Raw genomic sequence first — 18,273 nt, 5'->3', positions numbered from 1 at the left:
GCTCGGTTTCAACGCCCATTTCTATCCATCCCGCCGACGCGCGGCAGATCGTAAACAGGTTCTTAACACTCATGAACAAGGTGCGCCGGCGCTGCTTGTTGACAAGCGGCGGCGGCGACGCCATCGTAAAAGTATCCCTTCAAACCACCTCAGGCGGACGCCGTCTCCCCCCGCCTGACACATTGCTCAGGAGCGCCTCATGAAAACAACGCTAGCGCTGTCCCTGCTGGCCGCCAGCCTGCTGACCGGCTGCGCCACCCAGGCGGGTTACGCGCAAAAGGTCTACGGCTGGCACGGCCGCGACGTCAACGAGATGCTGGCGCAATGGGGCGCGCCCACCAGCCAGCTGACCATGCCCAACGGCAATCAGCTCTACACCTACCGCAGCGCCTACAGCCAGGAAATGCCCTATCAGGGCGGTTTCTACAACTACCCCTGGGGCTTCAGCGGCGGCGGCTCGGTGTATTACCGCTGCACCACCAACTTCGTCGCCGATCCCAAAACCCATACCATTCAGTCGGTGAGCTTTGAGGGCAACGACTGCGTGGCGCCCCCTAAAAATTAAACACCGTCCTCGCCAAAAGAAAGAGCCTGCGCAAACGCAGGCTCTTTTCGTTTCAATGTTCGGCCGCCGGCTGGTGCGCCGGCTTGCCGCCCAATAGGCGGCGCACCCGGCTGCGCAGGCCGTCCAGATAGGTGTAGACCACCGGCACCACGATCAGGGTCAGCACGGTGGAGGTCAGCAAGCCGCCGATGATGGCGTGCGCCATCGGCCGGTTGCTTTCCGAACCGTCGCCGGTGCCCAGCGCCAAGGGCAGCATGCCGAAGATCATCGCCAGGCTGGTCATCATGATGGGGCGCAGCCGAACCCGGCCGGCCTCGACGATGGCCTGGTTGCGCTCCATGCCTTCGCGCCGCGCCTGGTTGACGAAGTCCACCAGCAGGATGCCGTTCTTGGCGGCCAGGCCCATCAGCATGATGATGCCGATCACTGAGAACATATTCAGCGTGGAGCCGAACAGATACAGCGAACAAAACACGCCGACGAAGGCCAGCGGCAAGGCCATCATGATGGTCACCGGCAGCGTGAAGCTGCGGAACTGCGCGGCCAGGATCAGATAGATGAAGATCACCCCCAGCGCCAAGGCCTGCACCGCGTAGCCCAGCGATTCCTGCATGTCCTTTTGCTGGCCGCCCTGCACCAGCATCACGCCCGGCGGCAGCTTCAGGCCTTCCACCAATTGATGCACCTCGGCGGAGACGGTGCCGGCGTCGCGGCCTTCGATATTGGCCAGGATGGTGATCTCCCGCATCATGTTAACGCGCTTGATCTGACGCGGGCTGATGCCCTGCCGGGTCTCTATCAGCGAGGACAGCGGGATCATATTGGCCGCGCCGTGCGCATCCGGCCGCCCGGCCACGGTCAGCGCGTCCAGCAGCTCCTGACGGCGCTCGGACTTGGGCACCCGCAGCTTGACGTCGTAGTTTTCGCCGTCCGGCGCTTCCCAGGTGGTGACCGCGTTGCCGGCCAACAGGATGGACAGGGTCTTGCCCACGCGGGCCAGGTCCACGCCCAGGCTGGTGGCGGCGTCGCGCTTGAGCACCAGGTTCAAGGCCGGGTCGCCTTCGCTGAGGTTGGATTCGATGTCGCGCACGCCGTGGATCTTGCCCAGCCGGCGCATCAGGTCTTCGGACACCGCGCTCAGTTCGCGCAGATCGCTGCCGCGCAGGCCCACCTTGACCGGCTTGCCCTGCTGCTGCTCGTTGGCCACGGATTTGATGGTGACGCCGGCCACCGGCAGCACCCGCGCGCGCGCGTCGGCGATCACCTGCCCCAGGGTGCGCTGGCGGCTGTTCTTGTCGCCGATGTCCACCGTCACCGAGCCGTCGTTCTTGCCGGCGCCGAAATTGCCCTCGCCCACATTCATCGAGATCGACTTGATTTCGGGAATGCCCTTCACCGCCGCCGCCAGTTCATGGCCCTTGGTGGCGGTGTATTCCAGCGCCGATCCGGGCGCGGTCTGGTAGCTGATGGTGAATTTGCCGCTGTCGCGCTCCGGGATGAACTCGCCGCCGATGCCCGGCACCAGCGCGAAGCTGGCGACGGTCAGCAGCAAGGCCGTGCCCAGCACGGTCTTGCGGTGGGCCAGCGCCCAGCGGATCACGCCGACGTAACGCTCCGACAACCGGTCCAGCGAGCTTTCGAAGGCGTCCAGCATCCGCCCCAGCGGGCCGCGATGCTTGTCGCCGTGGTGGTGCGGATCATGCCAGATGGAGGACAGCATCGGGTCCAGCGTGAAACTGACCAGCATGGAGATCAGCACCGCCACCGCCACGGTCAGGCCGAACTGGTGGAAGAACTTGCCGATGATGCCGCCCATGAAGCCCACCGGCAGGAACACCGCCACCACGGTCAGCGTGGTGGCCAGCACCGCCAGGCCGATTTCGTTGGTGCCGTCCAGCGCGGCCTGATAATGGCTCTTGCCCAGGCCGGCGTGGCGCACGATGTTTTCGCGCACCACGATGGCGTCGTCGATCAAGAGGCCGATGGACAGCGACAGGGCCAGCAGGGTCAGCATGTTCAGGGTGAAGCCGAACATCTGGATGGCGAACAAGGTGCCGATCAGCGATACCGGCAGGGTCAGGCCGGTGATCACGGTGCTGCGCCAGCTGCCCAGGAACAGGAAGACGATCAGCACGGTCAGGCCGGCGCCTTCCAGCAGCGTGGATTCGACGTTGTTCAGCGACTTCTTCACATCCTCGGCGGTGTCGTAGGTGTAGCGCACCTGGACCCCGGCCGGCATCTGGTTCTTCAGCTCCGCCACCCTGGCCTTGACGCCCTCGGCCACTTCCACCACGTTGGCGCCGCGCGCGGCGCGCAAGTCCAGCGACACGCCGGGCCGGCCGTCTATCAGCGAGATGCTGGACTGCTCGGCCTCGGTGTCGGCCACGGTGGCGATGTCCTCAAGCCGGATGGGCGCGCCGTTGCGGTAACCCACCGCCAGTTGCGAAAAGTCGTCGGCGGATTTCAATTTGCCGGCGACGCGGATCGCCCACTCCTTGCTGACCGCCGACACCGAGCCGGCGGGGAAATCCTGGTTGGCGGCGCGCAGCGCGTCGGCCACGTCCTGCAGGGACAGGCCGGAGGCCTCCAGCCGCACCGGGTCCACGTCGACCCGGATCTCGCGGCGCACGCCGCCGATCAGCTTGACGTCGCCGACGCCGGCCACCATCTGCAGCCGCTTTTTCAGCACCTTGTCCACCCAGGTGGTCAGTTCGCGCGGCCGGGTCTGGTCCGAGGTCAGCACCAGGGTCAGCATGGGGTTGTCGTTGGGGTCCACCTGAGACACGGTGGGCGCGGAGATCTCGCGGCGGAACTGGCCCTGGATGGCGCCTATCTTGTCCCGCACGTTCTGCACCGCCGACACCGGATCCACCGACAGCTCGAACTCCACCACCACGGTGGAATTGCCTTCCATGGAATAGGAGCGGATTTCCTTGATGCCGTTGATGGTGTTGACCGCCTCTTCCACCGGCTTGGAGATTTCGCTTTCCACCACTTCCGGCGAGGCGCCCGGATAGTCGGTGGACACCAGGGCGATGGGGAAGCGGATGTCCGGCATTTCCTCCACCGCCAGCCGCTGCCAGGAAAACAAGCCCAGCACCACCAGCGTCATCATCAGCACGGCGGCGAAATAGGGATTGCGGACACTGATTCGGGTCAGCCACATGCTGCGCCCCTCCGCTTAGAGTTTGCTGCCCGGCAGGGAGACCGGATCGCCGGCCTTCACCCCCACCAGGTCCACGGCGATCACGTGCTCGCCCGGCTTGACCCCGGACACCGCCGCCAGCCGGTCCGCCTCGGAACGCAGCAACAGTTCCACCGGCCGCCGCTCTAGCCGGCCCTGGCGCGCCACCAGCACCCAGGGCTGGCCGTCCGGATCGTGAATGGCCGGCAGCGGCAGCACGATCTGGTCGTTGATCTGGCGCAGCACAATGCCGCCCTTGGCGAACTGCCCGGCCTTCAGCTTGTATTCCGGGTTCTTCACGCGGATGTACAGGGTGAAGCTGCGGGTGCCCGCCACCGCCACCGGATTGATGCGCACCACTTCGCCGCGCTGCGGCTCGGCCAGGCCGTCCACGCTGAAGCCGGCCTGCATGCCGGGCTGGATCTGCGAGATCAGCCGCGCCGGAACGGTGGCGGCGATTTCCAGCACCGACAGGTCGGCGATGGCGAACAGCACCGCGTTCTTGCCGGCCACTTCGCCCGGATTGATCTTGCGCTCGTAGACCACGCCGTCTATCGGCGCGCGGATCTGAGTGTCCGCCAGCAGCCGGCGCGCGCGCGCCAGCTGGGTGGCCTGGGCCTTGGCTTCGCCCTCCTTCACCCGGTAATCGCTGTCGAATTCGTCATAGGCGATCTGCGAGATGAAGCCCTTGTGCAGCAGCTCGCGCTGTTTTTCCAGTTTGACCTTGGCCAGGCGCAGCCGCGCCTCGGTGTTGGCCACCTGGGCGTTCTGTTCCGTCACCGATTGCGACAACACTTCGGCGTCCAGCACCGCCAGCACCTGACCGCGCTTGACCGCCTCGCCCTCGCGCACGCGCACTTCCTTGACCCGGGCCTCCACCTCGGCGGCCACGGTGCCGCTGGTCAGCGCGTTGAGCGATCCGGTGAAGGCGATCGTCGCCGCCAGCGCGCGCGGCTTGGCCGCCATCACATCCGCGGTGGACAGCGCCCGCGCCACCGGCGCGGAGGCCGCGGCCTTGCCGGCGGCGCCCTCCTTGGGCGGGTCGGACGGCTTGGCGCCGCAAGCCGCCAGCGTCAACGACAAGAGCGGGACTATGACAAATCGTGTGTTCATCTGTTTTGTTCTTTTCTATGGTTGAGCCGCCTGCGACGCGGGGCTCGGACACGCGCTATCGGCCGCCGCGTCAGGCTCGGCGGCCGCGCATCCAGGACGATGAAACGACGCAAGATTCCCCCTTGCGCCGGCGCGGCCGGACCAGGGCCGCTCGGCATCATCCCACAGGCTTCGCCGCGGGATATGCCATTGTGTGGTCGTATTGTCTTGTTGTTGTGAAACGTGGGCGAACAAGCCTCAGCCAAGCATTTGGGCGGCCTGACTGCGGCCGCCCGTTATCATGCCACAACACTATCCATTAAACATATGTCATTGCACAAACTGCTCGGAGCCCACAATGCCCAATTTAGTCACACCCAAACGCTGAGATTCCGCCAGCACCATCGCCACCGGCTCATACCCCGCGTCCTTGTTCGGCTTGATGTGGAACTCCGGCTGCGGCGCCCGCGCCGCCGCTTCCGTCAGCTTCTTCTCCAAAGCCTCCCGGTTCACCAAACGCTCCCCGTTCCACAAGATCCCGTTGTCCGCCGCAATGTCGATCTGCACCACCACCGGCTTCTCCATCGGCTTCGCCGGACTGCTCACCGGCATGTCCAGCTTCACCGCGTGCGTCTGGATCGGAATCGTGATGATCAACATGATCAGCAGCACCAGCATCACGTCGATCAAGGGCGTGGTGTTCATCTCCACCATCAGCTCGTCGTCGGACGAGCCTACGTTCATTCCCATCTTGCTCTCCCTTCTAGTTGCGCGGCGGCGGTTCGGTAATAAAGGCGATCTTCACGATGCCCGCCTGCTGCACCGCCAGCACGATCCGGCCGATCGGGCTGTACTTCGCCGCCAGATCCCCACGGATGTGCACTTCCGGCTGCGGCTCCTTCTTCGCCTCCTTCACCAGCCGCGCCAGCAGTTCTTCCTGCGTCTTCACCGGCGTGGTGTTCCAGTAAATGGTGTTGCCGGTGTCCACCCCCAGCACGATGTTCTCCGGCTTGGTCTGCGTCGGGATATTGCTTTCCTTCGGCAAGGCCATCTTCACCGTCTGCGTCACCACCGGCACCGTGATCAGGAAGATGATCAGCAGCACCAGCATCACGTCCACCAGCGGCGTGGTGTTGATCGCGGACATCACCGCGTCTTCGTCGCCCTTGCCGTGGCCTTGGCCGAATCTTGCGTTGCGCCCCTTCATCGCCGTCGCCTCAGCGCGCGTTCAGCAGGCTGGCGTGCAGGCGGCCGGCCACCACGCGCACCATGTCCAGCACCAGCTTGTTGCGACGCACCAGCCAGTTGTATCCCAGCACCGCCGGCACCGCCACGCCCAGACCGATCGCGGTCATGATCAGCGCCTCGCCCACCGGGCCCGCCACTTTGTCGATGGACGCCTGGCCGGACATGCCGATCGCGGTCAGCGCGTGGTAAATGCCCCATACCGTGCCGAACAGGCCGACGAACGGAGCGGTGGAACCCACGGTGGCCACCACCGACAGGCCGTTTTGCATATGGTGGCTGGCGGAGTCCACCGCGTCGGAGATGGCCATCGACACCCAGGTGTTGAGGTCCACGCGGCCGGCCAGTTCGCCCTTGTGTTCGGCCGCCGCGTCAATGCCGGCCGCCGCCACCGCGCTGAACATGCCTTCGTCGGCCAGTTCGCTCGCGCGTTTTTGCAGTTCCGCGCCGTGAGACGCCAGCAGTTCGCGGCCTTGCTTCAGCAGGCGGCGCTGTTCCAGCAGTTTGACGATGCCCACGTACCAGGTGGCCGCGGACATGATCAGCAGAATGATCAGGGTGCCGCGCGCGACGATGTCGCCTTGCGCCCACAGGGCGTCGATGCCGTACGGGTTGCTGGTCACGTGCGCGGTTTCGGCGGCCAGGACAGGCAGGCTGGCCAGCAGGGCCAGGGCGGCGAAGGCGGTGCGAGTGGTCTTGGTCATGCTTTGGTTCTCCTAAGAGTTGCTGTGCTCCGGTCGAGGCGCGCTCGCGCTCATTCGCCGGAGTCGAGTTTGAAGCCGAATTCCTGGCTCAACAGGCTGTTGGGTTTGCAGCTATAGCCTTGCAGCGCGGCGCTGATCGCCGACTGGAAGCCGCTGCGGTAACGCGGCGGGATGCCGCCGTCGAACGAGATGTTGGCGATGTGGCTGAAGCGGCCGTTGTCGCCCACCTGGAAGGCCACGCGCACCACGCCCTGGATCTCGTCCTGCTGCGCCTTGCTCGGGTATTCCGGGGCTTGCAGCTGGGTGCAGTTGGCCTTGGCCGACACCGGGCCCTTGGGCGCCTCCACCGCCGGGGCGGGGGTGGGCGCCGGCTGCGGCGCCGGGTCCGAGGTGGTGGACTGGATCGCGTTGGCCGTGGAGGTGACCGGCGGCGGATTGACCACCGGCGGCACATAGGCCTGCGGCTTGGGCGCAGCGGTGGGCTGCACCACTTTTTCTATCTTGGGGGGCGGAGGGGGCGGAGGCGGCGGCGGTTCGCTGATGACCGCCACTTCCACTTTTTGCTGGATCACTTTGACCACGCCCTGGGCCAGGCCCGACACCAGCGCGTAGATCAACAGTGCATGGAAGACGATCACGCCGACCAAGCCCGCGATGCGGCGCTTGGGCGGGGGACCGCCGATTCCTCTGGCTGTGATGCTCGTCATGTTTATACCCACAATTGCGGCGACTAGACCGGCCCTCCCCGCCTTGTGAGCGGGCGGAGCCGGCGCGGCCGCCATTTGCCACTCCGGCCTTCGCGCGAAAGCCGGTTCCTGCGTCCTCCCTCCAGCCGGGGCGGCGCAAGGCCGTCCCGGCATGGCGGAGTTACATCTTGTAGCTGGCCTTCACGAAGTAGGCTCGGCCCACCGCGTCGGTGAAGCGCGGGTCATAGCCCTGGGGCGTGGTTTCGCCCTGATTGCTCCACGGCGGCAGTTGGTCGAACAGGTTCTTGATGCCGGCGGTCACGGTCAGTTGCTTGTTCCAGGCGTAGGATCCGGACAGGTTCCAGGTGGAGTAAGGCTTGACCATGTGGCTGGGGTCGGAATCGGTGTAACCGGACTTGTAAGCCTGGGCCAAGATGCCGCTCCACGAGCCGCGCATCCAGTTCAGCGCCAGATTGTGCTGCCAGCGGAAGGTGGGGCTGCCGTTGACATAGGCGCCCAGATCGCTGTGGTAGTCTCCGCCCTTCTCGTACTGGAAGCTGTGCTTACTGATGTAAGTGCCGTCCAGATTCACCGTGAAATCGCCAACCGAGGTGCGCGGCAGACGGTAGGAGAAACCCAGGTCGACGCCGGCGGCGCTGGTGTTGCCCAGGTTGTCGGTGAGGTCGGTCACGTACAGCAGATTGTTCTTCGAATCCCGGACGAACAAATTGGCGTATTTGCCCGGGTTGGCGAAGATGGTCTGCTCGTTCAGCGAACCGATGGAGTTCTGGATATTGGTCCACCAGAAGTCCACGCTGGTGGTCAGGTCCTTGACCGGCTCCAGCACCATGCCGAAGGAGATGGACGAGGATTTTTCCGGCTGCAGGCTCTTGTTGCCGCCGGTCAGCAGATTTTGCTGCGTCTTGACGCAAGAGGACGAACCGGCGCCCGGCTGCGCCACGCCGCCCGGGCACAATACCGGGTCGGTGTAGTTCTTGGCGGTCAGCTGCTGCTGGGCGGGTTGATTGATGTCGTACAGCGACGGCGCGCGGAAGCCGGTGCTGGCCGAGCTGCGCAGCAGCAGTTGCGGCACCGGCTGGTACTTCAGCGACACCTTGGGATTCACCGAGCTGCCGGAATCGCTGTAGTGGTCGTAACGCACCGCCAGGTTGGCGTCCAGATGCTTGATCACCGGGATGTCCAGCTCGCCGTACAAGGCCTGGGCGCTGCGCTGGCCGCTGCCGTCGTTGGTTTTGGTCAGGCCGGTGCTCAGCGTGTCGGTGGACAGCGCATGGTTGTAGGTATGCTCGATGGTTTCGCGGCGCGCCTCGGCGCCGATGGCCACCGCCAGCATGCCGGCCGGCAGTTGCAGCACTTCCTTGCTGACCTTGAAATCCGCCAGATCGAGTTTGGACTTGGCCTGCTCGATGCGGCCGCTGGACGAGAACGGTTTCCAGGCGGCCGGATCGGAAGTCCCTGGATCGAAGCCGCTGTTCAACGCGTTCTGCAGCTTGCTCTGGCTCAGGTAGCCGCCGTCCAGATCGTGGGTGACCTTGCTTTCCGAGTGGCCGAGGCCGGCGCGGTAGTCCCAACCGGCGATCAAGCCCTCCAGATTCATCTGCAAACGCTGGGTGGTGGCGGTGGTGCTGTCCACGCGCGCGCCGGCCGGCACCGAGCGGCCATACACCGGGAACGGACCGTCCGCCGGGTTCTGACCCGGCGCGGTCGGCGAAGTCACGTCGCCGGAGAACGGCGTCGGCGCCACCCAGGTGGTGTTCTTGGTTTCGGTCACCAGATATTGCAAGGACAGCTCGTGGTCGCCGATGCGGGTGGTGCCCTTGAGCACGCCGGTCTGCTGCTCGACCTCGGGCTGGATGGACGGATACAGCGAATACAGCTGCGAACAGGCGCCGCTGCCGTCCGGCGTCGAATACGGCGGCGCGCAATTGGGCGAGCCGGTAATCAGGTCGCCGCTGGGCAACAGGTAGTTGGGGGGAAAGCTGTTGACGCTGCGCTTGGTGCTGCTGGTGATCTGAGACGCGAAATCACGCTGGGTGGCCATGATCTTGTTGGTCTTGTGATACTCGTAAGCGCCGTAGATATTGAAGCCGTCCTTGCCCAGATCGCCGTAGCCGTAGGACAGGTTGACGCTGCGCTCCTGGCCGCCGGAACGCTGCGGGGACAGAAACTCGCCGCCGATGGACAGGCCCTGCATGGTTTTCTTGGTGATGAAGTTGATCACGCCGCCGATGGCGTCGGTGCCGTAGATGGCGGAAGCGCCGTCGCGCACCACTTCGATGCGGTCTATCACCGTCAGCGGAATGGCGTTGAGGTCGACCGAGGTGCCGTCCATTGGCTGGTTCACGATGCGGCGGCCGTCCAGCAGGATCAAGGTGTACTGGTGACCCAGGCCTCGCAGGCTGGCGTAGGAAGCCCCCCGGTGGAAGCGCCCACCGCGGCGTTGGCCCCTGGGAGGACTGGTTGGCGGCTAGGCTGTTGACCACTTGCTCAACCGACGTCATGCCCTGTTTGATCAGGTCGTCGGTCTTGATGATGGTCATCGGGATCGCCTGCTCCTGCTTGATGGAGCGCTTGATGTTGGAGCCGGTGATCTCCACTCGGTCCAGGGTGCCGCTTGCGTCGTCCGCATGGGCCAGAGGCATGGCTCCGGCGCCGAGCATGGCGAGCGCCAGCGCGATTCTCTTCTTGCGATAGTTCATGATTCTCCAATCCCTTGTAAGTTCATCCGGCCACTGACCTCGTCGGGTTTATGGCTCTATTCAGAGCATCGTTGTGCTCATTTTTTGATCTGAACCGAAGGCGATCCGAGTGTGCGAATTAATCATGATCAGCGTCAATAAACTTTTCCGCGGCGGCCCCCCGCCATCTTCAGAGCGAGCAGGCACTATGTTTTAAGCAATGATTCTTAAGGGCTCAAAACCTTTATTAAACAAGCGTCTAACCGGTATTAGAAATCCAATATACAAAAACCCTCATCGCATACTTAGAGCAGAAACCACAAAAAAAAGGCATGCATCTATCCCGTAAGCATGTTGCTTTTTTGCAATTGCGTTAAAAACAGCGCAGCGTAAATACTTCTTATTCTGTGTTTTTAATACTTGTTACATGTAAAAAGCTGGTGGCTGCCATGCATTATTCAGATACCGCTTTCTAAATCTCCTCCGGCAGGCGGCGCGGCCGCGGATTACGCCACGCCGGCCAGCCGGCCGCCCTCGCCCCGCGCGCCGGCCCGGCATGAAGCGCGCTCATGCAAGACCCGCCGCCGGCGCCGCTCTCTCGGGTAAACGGCCCACGCGGCGCGACCGATCCGCCACAGTTCACCCCTGTCCTGATTGCCATTTTCAAAGTTTGTGATTGACCGGCTAAATGATAACGATTATCATTTCTAAAAATTCACCCAGGAGGGATGTCCAATGAATGCCATGCTTGTGGGAGCCGATACCCTCGGCAATATTCCGGATGTGCTGCGCGATTTCGGCATCAACATCCATCGTCACGTCAGCGGCCGCAACAGCTCGCACCAGCGCAAGGTGGACCGCCTGCCGGCCGGCACCGACCTCTTGATTCTGTTCACCGATTTTCTGGGCCACAACGTGATGCGCCATTTCCGCGAACTGGCCTCGGAAAACCAGATCCGCTTCATCGCCTGCCGCCGCTCGGTCTGTGCGCTCAAGCAATCGCTCAACGGAGCCGGCCTCAACGACAGCCAATGCGCCGCCTGCCCGCACCAGTGCGCGGCGGCCAAGAGCGGCGGCGGCAAGCGCAAGCGCTGATTTTTTCTTACCACCCTTGAAGTTAAAAGCCGGCTTGCGCCGGCTTCTTTTTATCCCGCGCCGCGGGCAAGAAAAAACCGGCCAGAAGGCCGGTTTCCCCTTGCGCTTTCAAGTGGCTACTCCCCGCGCCCCGCCTTGCGCGCGGCCTCCCCCAACTGCTTCAGCTGTTGCGAGAAATTGCGGCAATTGCCGCACATGAACAGGTGCACGCGCAGACGCACGTGTTCCCACTGGCTCAAGGGACGATCCTGCGAGGCCGAGATCAAACGGCTGGCCTGACGACAACTCAACTTCATACGCTAGCCTCCCGGCTCCAGCGAATCGAAAAACATTCCCGCAAGCTCATGCGGGCGCGATACAGCAATACGGAACAGTTGGTCGCGCTGATCTCCAGATTCTTACAGATCTCCGCGATCTCCATGCCCATCACCTCGCGCATCACGAACACCATCGCGGTGCGGCGCGGCATCACTTCCGAACACTGCTCGAACACCTCCCAGAACTGGCGCGAGATCAAGGACTGCTCCGGCCCGCTCCAGGCCTTGACCGGCTCGCGCCAGTGGCCGTCCCGGCTGAACAGACCGTCGAAATCGCCGTCGTCGGCCTCATTCTCCAGCGATTCGAACAGCTTCTCCTTGCCCTTGCGGCGCAAAGCGTCGATCAGCTTGAAGCGCAGGATGGAGGTCAGCCAGGTGCGCAGCGTGGATTTGCCGCTAAAGGAGGCGCGGGACTCCAGCGCCGCCAGCAGCGTTTCCTGCACCGCCTCGTCGGCGGCGTCCTTCTCGCGCAATTGCGCCAGCGCGTAGCGGAACAGATAAGGGCGTTCCGCTTCTATGTCTCGGTCTTCTATCATTCGCTATCCGCTTTCTTAGAGTCTGTTTACGATCTCGCGAGCTAAAGCGAGACGCAGCAGATCGTAAACAGGCTCTTGCCGCTCACTCGCGGCAGAATTCCACCGCCTGATCCAGGCGCTCCACCGCGATCACCCGCAGCCCTTCTATCGGCTGGCGCGGGCTGTTGGCCTGCGGCACGATGGCGCGGGTGAAGCCCAGCTTGGCCGCTTCCTTCAAGCGCTCCTGGCCGCGCGCCACCGGGCGCACCTCGCCGGCCAGGCCCACTTCGCCGAACACCACCAGCTTTTCCGGCAAGGGCTTGTTGCGCAAGGAGGACACCATGGCCAGGATGATGGCCAAATCGGCCGCCGGTTCGTTGATCTTGACCCCGCCCACCGCGTTGAGGAACACGTCCTGATCGAAGCAGGCGACGCCGCCGTGGCGGTGCAGCACCGCCAGCAACATGGCCAGGCGGTTCTGCTCCAGGCCCACGGTCAGGCGCTTGGGCTGGAAGCCGTGGCAGTCGTCCACCAAGGCCTGGATTTCCACCAGCAAGGGCCGGCTGCCCTCCTGGGTGACCAGCACGCAGGAGCCGGACACATCGTCGCGGTAAGAGGACAGGAAGATGGCCGAGGGATTGGACACGCCCTTGAGGCCGCGGTCCGTCATCACGAACACGCCCAGCTCGTTGACCGCGCCGAAACGGTTCTTGATCGCGCGTATCATCCGGTAATTGGAGTGGGAATCGCCCTCGAAATACAGCACGGTGTCCACCATGTGCTCCAGCACGCGCGGGCCGGCCAGCGAGCCCTCCTTGGTGACGTGTCCCACCAGCAGGATGGTGATGCCGGTCTGCTTGGCCATGCGCGTCAGCTGCGCCGCGCATTCTCGCACCTGGGACACCGAGCCGGGCGCCGAGGTCACTTGGTCGGTGTACAGGGTCTGGATGGAGTCGATCACCGCCACTTCCGGCTGCTCGCGCTTCAGCGTTTCCAGGATGGCTTCCAGCCGGATTTCCGCCAGCAGGTTGACGCGCTCGGTGGCCACCGCCAAACGGGTGGCGCGCAGCGCGATCTGCTGCGGCGATTCCTCGCCGGACACATAGAGCACTTTGCGGCGCGCGCCAATTTCGGACAGCGCTTGCAGCAATAGCGTGGATTTGCCGATGCCCGGATCGCCGCCGATCAGGATCACCGCGCCGCGCACCACGCCGCCGCCCAGCACCCGGTCCAGCTCGTCGATGCCGGACGGGTCGCGCGGCACTTCCTCGGTTTGCACATCGGACAGCTTTTGCACCTGGGTGGCGCTGTCGCTCCAGGACTGGAAACGGGCGTTGGCCGCCGGCGCGGCCTGCACCGCCTCGGTCAGCGTGTTCCAGGCGTTGCAATGCGGGCATTGGCCCTGCCATTTGGGCGTTTGACCGCCGCACTCGGCGCAACTGAATACGGTTTTGATTTTTGCCATCAGGACAACGGAAAGAAGTGGGCGGGCTCAGCCGTGCGAACCAGGCGCAGGGCTGTTCTTATTGAGTTCATTGATGATGTTGAGCAGGCGTTTCTGCTCCGGCTCCGCGCCGGAGGCCGCCTTGGATTTTTCCCCGCCTTCGCCGGCGGGCTTGTTGCGGATGGCCGCCAGCACCGCCTCCACTTGAGGATCGGTGCGCGCGGCGCGTTCGGCTTCTTCGTTGCTCAGCGGCCTGGGGCCGGAGGGAGAGGTGTTGGCGCTGGATTTTTCCGCCGGCGCGGACGCGGCGCCGTGGCCGCTGGCGGTGGGCGCCGGCATGCCGGCGGAGGCGGACGCTTCCCGGGGCGGCTCCATGGTGTCCAGCTTGTTCTTGGCCATGTACTCGTTCATCTCGCGCCAGCCGGCGTAAATCGCCGCCTTGTCGGCTTCGGGATTGCGCAGATAGCACTCTTCCAGCGAACGGCCGGTCTGACGGCAGGCCGCGCCTATCGCCTTATTGGCGTCCTTGGTCAAGCCGGTGACGTTGCCCACCCAGTTGCAGCCGGTCAACGCCAGCAACAGCGGCAACCATAGCCATCGCCCTATGCTCATGCCTCCCCCTTCCCCTCAAGCGCGCCGGGCGCGCAAATCCAGTTCCACGATCTCGCCGCTGCGGCCCTGGCTGGCGGGCCCCAGCCAGTACAGCAAATGCGGCATCAGTTCGGACAGATTGCCGCGTTCGGACTTGTCCTCGCCCGGGTGGGTGCGGTTGCGCTGCGGCGAATTCACCGGCCCCGGGATCAGCTGGTTGACGCGCAACTGCGGGTAAACGTCCCATTCATTGGCAGCCACCTGGGTCAGGTAGTTGAGGCCGGCCTTGGATGCGCCGAAACCGCCCCAGTACGGCGCCGGATGCAAGCCGTGGGTTTCGCCGACGAACAGCACCGCCGCGTCCGGCGAATCCTTCAACAGCGGCAGACAGGCCCGGGTCAGCGCGAACGGCGCCACGGTATTGATCCGGTACTGGTCCATCCACTCTTCCACCGTCTGATTGGACAGCGGCGACAGCGCGTAAAAATGCGAGGCGCAGTGCAGAATGCCGTCCAGGCGGCCCAGCTCGCGCTTGATCATCATCGCCAGATTGTTGAAATCGCCCTCCGCCGCCTTCAGCAGGTCCAGCGGCACTGCCGCCGGCTCCGGCCCTCCGGCGGCCGCTATTTCATCGTAGACCTTCTCCAGGCCTTTGACGCTGCGCGCCAGCAACACCACGGTGGCGCCGTGACGCGCCAACGTCAGCGCGGCCTCGCGGCCTATGCCCTGGGAGGCGCCGGTAATCAGCACCACGCGGTCCTTGAATGCGTTAGAGGCGATATCTGTCGTCATTTTTTTTCGCTATCTTGTAATCAGGGCCATCGGCGGCGCGCCCCTGCGGCCGCCGGATGGCTCACAGTCTTCCAATCACCGCGCGGGCGGCTGCGACGCCGCTTCGGACGGCCCCCTCCAAAGTGGCAGGATAATCAGCATGCGTCCAATCTCCCGCCAAATAAAGCGATTGTACCGGGCTTGGCTGCGCCGGTCGCCTCATATCGACCAAACTGGCAAAAGTGGCCCGCCGCTCCGCCAGCACCCGGAAATCAAGCCGCCGGCCGGCGCGCGGATCAAGCCGGCGCACGTCGGCCTCCACCAAAGCAGCCAGTTCCTCTTGCGCAAGCGCGTCCAGATGCTGCGGCGCGCTCATCACCGCGGCCACCCAGCCGGTCTCGCCCATCAGCGCGCCGCGGTCGAACAGCCAGTCGCCGACGCCGCCGCTGCAGGCGCACATCGGCGCCGGCAAACGAACCGCGCCTTCAAACTGCAGGTAGACGGTGTAGATGGGCCAATAACGATAAGCATCGGTCAGCTGGCGCAGCGCTGGATCCGCCGTCAGTTCCGCCGCGTGATACGGCGCCACCGCCAGCACGGCGGCGTCGAAGCGCTCGCCGTCCACGCTCACCCCCGTTGAATCCGCCGCCATGCCGCGCACGCGCCGGCCGGCGCGCAGATCCGCGCCGCGCGCCGCCAGCCAGCGCCAGGCCGGCTCCGGGAACAGGGCGGACAAGTCCACTTTGGGCAGCAAGAGATCGCTGGCGGCGCGCTCCGCGCCCAGGCTGTCGCGCAGCACCGCGGCCAGCACCCGCATCGACGCCTGCTCCAGCGGCGTGTTGAGGCCGGACAACACCAGCGGCCGCCAGAATTCGCGGATCAGCGTTTCGGACTGACCTTGCTCCAGCAGCCATTGCGTCACCGCGCAATCCGGCTCCACCCGCCAGCCCTGTCCTTTCAAACGCTGCAAGGCCAGCGCCAGCCGCACCTTGTCGCGCCAGCTTATGCCGCGCGCCGTCAGCAGGCCGGCCGCCAGATGCAAGGGCGCCGGCAGCCGCGGACAGCTCAGGCTGATGCCTCCCTGGCGCCGCCAGTTCATCGGCAGGCGCAGCAAGGCCCGGCTCTCGTCCACGCCCACCGCGGCCATCAGCCGCAGGCATTCGCGATACGCGCCGATCAGGATGTGCTGGCCGTTGTCCAGCCGGCTGCCGGGCACGCCGATGCGGCGCGCGCGGCCGCCCGGCTCGCGGCCGGCCTCGAACACGGTCAGCTCCGCCCGCCCGGCCAGCTCCACCGCGGCGGCGAGGCCGGCCCAGCCGGCGCCGATCACGGCGACGCGCGGCCTGCTCATGCGCGGCTCACGGCCGGTAGCCGAAAGTCCAGGTTTTCCATGCCAGCCACAACTTGCGGATGGGCGTCAGCGACAGCCGCTGATTGAGCACCTTGGCCGGGCCGTCCAGCTTGATCTCCTCCAGCGTGGCGCGGTAGATCGCGGCCATCAGCAGGCCGGGGCGCTGAGACTTGCGGTCCGCCGCCGGCAGCATTTCCCAGGCCTGACGGTAGTATTGCTGCGCGCGCTCGATCTGGAATTCCATCAAGTCCTTGAAGGCCGGGCTTTCCTCGTAGTGCAGGATGTCCATCGCCGGGCAATTGAAGCGCTGCAACTCCTCCATCGGCAGATAAATGCGGTCGCGGCGCGCATCCTCGCCCACGTCCCGGATGATGTTGGTCAGCTGGAAGGCGATGCCCAACTCGTGCGCGTACTCCAGCGTCTTCTCGTCGCCGTAGCCGAAGATGCGCGCCGCCAGTTGCCCCACCACGCCGGCCACGCGGTGGCAGTACAGCAGCAGGTCCTGGAAACGCTGGTAGCGCACCATGCTCAGGTCCATGGCCATGCCGTCTATGATTTCTTCCAGCTCGCTCTGCGGCAGGCCGAAAGCCCGCGCATGCGGCTGCAGCGCCTGCATCACCGGGTGTTCCGGCGCGCCCTGGTAGAGCTTGGCGATTTCGCCGCGCCACCAGGCCAGCTTGGCGCTGGCCACGCCGGGGTCGTGGCATTCGTCCACCACATCGTCCACCTCGCGGCAGAAGGCGTACAGCGCGGTAATCGCGCGGCGGCGCGACTCCGGCAAGAAGCGGAAGCTGTAATAGAAGCTGGAGCCGCTGGCGGCGGCCTTGTCTTCGCAATACTGATCAGGCGTCACGCGCCACTCCTGTCCAAGCGGCGGCCGCGGCGGGCCGCCGTCCTTCAATCATATTCATCGTCGTCGCGCCGCGGCGCTCACTTGGCGCGCGCCGCGCGCCACAGCATGTAAATCCAGTCGCGCCATCCCAGCACCGGACGGCGGCGGAACACGTCGCCGCCGGAGTCGTGCAGCTTTTTCAGTATCCGTTCGCCGCCCAGGATGATCAGCCTCAGTTCCAGCCCCATCCGGCCCTTCAACACTTTGCCCAGCGGCGCGCCGGCCTGCAACATCTTGCGCGCGCGCTCGATCTGGGCGCGCATCATAGGCTGCCACAGGCCGCCGGCGTCGCGCGCGGCGATCTGCGCCTCGCTCACCCGGAAACGCTGCAAATCCTCCTGCGGCAAGTAGACCCGGCCCTTGCGCCAGTCCAGCTCGACATCCTGCAGGAAATTGATCAGCTGCAAGGCGGTGCAGATGCCGTCCGACATCGCCAGCGAGCGCCTATCGTTCTCGCCGTACAGCGCCAGCATCAGCCGGCCCACCGGATTGGCGGAACGGCGGCAGTAATCCGCCAGTTCCGCGTAATCGCGGTAGCGGGTTTTCCCCACGTCCTGGCGGAAGGCCGCCAGCAGATCGTGAAACGGCTGCAAGTCCAGGCCGTGCTCGGCGATCGCCGCCGCCAGATTGCGCATCATGGCCGTGTCCGGCGTCTGGCCGGCGCCGATGCGCTCCAGCTCCGCGCCCAGGCGGTCCAGTTCGGCCAGCCTCAGCTCGGGGGTGTCGTCGCCCTCGTCCGCCACGTCGTCGGCGTAACGCGCGAAATGGTAGATGGCGTGCACGGCGCGGCGCATCCTGCGCGGCAGCAGGATGGAGCCCACCGGGAAATTCTCGTAATGCCCAACCGACATCGGCTTGCTTCCTGTTGTATGGCTGGCGAATGGGCGATTATAACCGAGCGCTCCGGACCCTCCTATGCCGGCGGCCGCGCCGCCGCCGGAAAATTATCCAAAAAAAGTGGCGGAGGCTATTTACACGCTCCTGCCGCTGCCATATACTGCGCAGCACTGTGAAACGCAGCCGGTGCGGGGGTATAGCTCAGTTGGGAGAGCGCTTGCATGGCATGCAAGAGGTCAGCGGTTCGATCCCGCTTACCTCCACCAAAAACTGCTTCACAGCGAG

At 64.9% G+C, this 18,273-nt stretch carries 17 protein-coding genes and 1 tRNA gene; 3 read left to right on the top strand and 15 right to left on the bottom strand.

Going from position 1 to position 18,273, the window contains the following annotated elements; genetic code table 11:
- The first annotated feature begins 199 nt into the window (after positions 1 to 199).
- Positions 200 to 565: a hypothetical protein gene (locus HQN78_RS03295; protein WP_235087884.1), complete on the top strand. Its 366-nt coding sequence runs from the start codon at positions 200 to 202 to the stop codon at positions 563 to 565.
- 52 nt (positions 566 to 617) lie between these two features.
- On the opposite strand, the gene HQN78_RS03290 is transcribed toward HQN78_RS03295, so the two are convergent.
- The 7 genes from HQN78_RS03290 to HQN78_RS03260 form a co-directional block, all read right to left on the bottom strand.
- On the bottom strand, positions 618 to 3,731 hold the full coding sequence (locus tag HQN78_RS03290; protein WP_107799541.1) for an efflux RND transporter permease subunit: 3,114 nt from the start codon (positions 3,729 to 3,731) through the stop codon (positions 618 to 620).
- Between the two features lie 15 nt (positions 3,732 to 3,746).
- Positions 3,747 to 4,862, bottom strand: coding sequence for an efflux RND transporter periplasmic adaptor subunit (locus HQN78_RS03285; RefSeq protein ID WP_107799542.1), 1,116 nt, complete (start codon positions 4,860 to 4,862; stop codon positions 3,747 to 3,749).
- A 309-nt stretch (positions 4,863 to 5,171) separates the two neighbouring features.
- Positions 5,172 to 5,591 (bottom strand): biopolymer transporter ExbD, encoded by a 420-nt coding sequence (locus HQN78_RS03280; RefSeq protein WP_235087881.1) that lies wholly within the window; start codon positions 5,589 to 5,591, stop codon positions 5,172 to 5,174.
- A gap of 13 nt (positions 5,592 to 5,604) precedes the next feature.
- The gene (locus tag HQN78_RS03275; protein WP_227103650.1) at positions 5,605 to 6,048 is read right to left on the bottom strand and encodes a biopolymer transporter ExbD; all 444 of its coding nucleotides are present in this window, start codon (positions 6,046 to 6,048) and stop codon (positions 5,605 to 5,607) included.
- A gap of 10 nt (positions 6,049 to 6,058) precedes the next feature.
- Positions 6,059 to 6,790, bottom strand: a complete 732-nt coding sequence (locus HQN78_RS03270; protein ID WP_107799544.1) for a MotA/TolQ/ExbB proton channel family protein — start codon at positions 6,788 to 6,790, stop codon at positions 6,059 to 6,061.
- 50 nt (positions 6,791 to 6,840) lie between these two features.
- Entirely contained in the window at positions 6,841 to 7,497 is a 657-nt protein-coding gene (locus HQN78_RS03265; protein ID WP_227103654.1) for an energy transducer TonB, read from the bottom strand.
- Positions 7,498 to 7,657: 160 nt separating this feature from the next.
- Positions 7,658 to 9,868: a TonB-dependent receptor domain-containing protein gene (locus HQN78_RS03260; RefSeq protein ID WP_235087878.1), complete on the bottom strand. Its 2,211-nt coding sequence runs from the start codon at positions 9,866 to 9,868 to the stop codon at positions 7,658 to 7,660.
- 1,042 nt (positions 9,869 to 10,910) lie between these two features.
- Here HQN78_RS03260 and HQN78_RS03255 point away from each other — a divergent pair.
- Entirely contained in the window at positions 10,911 to 11,270 is a 360-nt protein-coding gene (locus tag HQN78_RS03255) for a DUF2325 domain-containing protein (RefSeq protein ID WP_235087876.1), read from the top strand.
- 116 nt (positions 11,271 to 11,386) lie between these two features.
- On the opposite strand, the gene HQN78_RS03250 is transcribed toward HQN78_RS03255, so the two are convergent.
- The 8 genes from HQN78_RS03250 to hpnC form a co-directional block, all read right to left on the bottom strand.
- The gene (locus tag HQN78_RS03250) at positions 11,387 to 11,566 is read right to left on the bottom strand and encodes a zf-HC2 domain-containing protein (RefSeq protein WP_107798721.1); all 180 of its coding nucleotides are present in this window, start codon (positions 11,564 to 11,566) and stop codon (positions 11,387 to 11,389) included.
- Positions 11,563 to 12,123, bottom strand: a complete 561-nt coding sequence (locus tag HQN78_RS03245; protein ID WP_107798720.1) for a sigma-70 family RNA polymerase sigma factor — start codon at positions 12,121 to 12,123, stop codon at positions 11,563 to 11,565. The genes HQN78_RS03250 and HQN78_RS03245 overlap by 4 nt, the downstream gene beginning before the upstream one ends.
- Positions 12,124 to 12,205: 82 nt before the next feature.
- Positions 12,206 to 13,567 (bottom strand): DNA repair protein RadA, encoded by a 1,362-nt coding sequence (gene radA / locus HQN78_RS03240; RefSeq protein ID WP_227107748.1) that lies wholly within the window; start codon positions 13,565 to 13,567, stop codon positions 12,206 to 12,208.
- Between the two features lie 27 nt (positions 13,568 to 13,594).
- On the bottom strand, positions 13,595 to 14,158 hold the full coding sequence (locus HQN78_RS03235) for a hypothetical protein (RefSeq protein WP_107798718.1): 564 nt from the start codon (positions 14,156 to 14,158) through the stop codon (positions 13,595 to 13,597).
- 15 nt (positions 14,159 to 14,173) lie between these two features.
- Positions 14,174 to 14,929, bottom strand: a complete 756-nt coding sequence (locus HQN78_RS03230; RefSeq protein ID WP_227107746.1) for an SDR family oxidoreductase — start codon at positions 14,927 to 14,929, stop codon at positions 14,174 to 14,176.
- A 61-nt stretch (positions 14,930 to 14,990) separates the two neighbouring features.
- Positions 14,991 to 16,259 (bottom strand): hydroxysqualene dehydroxylase HpnE, encoded by a 1,269-nt coding sequence (hpnE, locus tag HQN78_RS03225; RefSeq protein ID WP_235087874.1) that lies wholly within the window; start codon positions 16,257 to 16,259, stop codon positions 14,991 to 14,993.
- A 7-nt stretch (positions 16,260 to 16,266) separates the two neighbouring features.
- Entirely contained in the window at positions 16,267 to 17,112 is an 846-nt protein-coding gene (gene hpnD, locus HQN78_RS03220) for a presqualene diphosphate synthase HpnD (RefSeq protein WP_107801710.1), read from the bottom strand.
- 77 nt (positions 17,113 to 17,189) lie between these two features.
- Positions 17,190 to 18,002, bottom strand: coding sequence for a squalene synthase HpnC (hpnC, locus tag HQN78_RS03215; RefSeq protein ID WP_235087871.1), 813 nt, complete (start codon positions 18,000 to 18,002; stop codon positions 17,190 to 17,192).
- 176 nt (positions 18,003 to 18,178) lie between these two features.
- Here hpnC and HQN78_RS03210 point away from each other — a divergent pair.
- A tRNA-Ala gene (locus HQN78_RS03210) sits at positions 18,179 to 18,254 on the top strand.
- The last annotated feature ends 19 nt before the right edge of the window (positions 18,255 to 18,273 follow it).

Origin of the sequence: Chromobacterium sp. Beijing (genome assembly GCF_021496765.1) — a bacterium.
Classification (GTDB): Bacteria; Pseudomonadota; Gammaproteobacteria; order Burkholderiales; family Chromobacteriaceae; genus Chromobacterium.
Note: the sequence above shows the minus strand (reverse complement) of the source record. Positions and strands in the feature narration are given on the sequence as shown.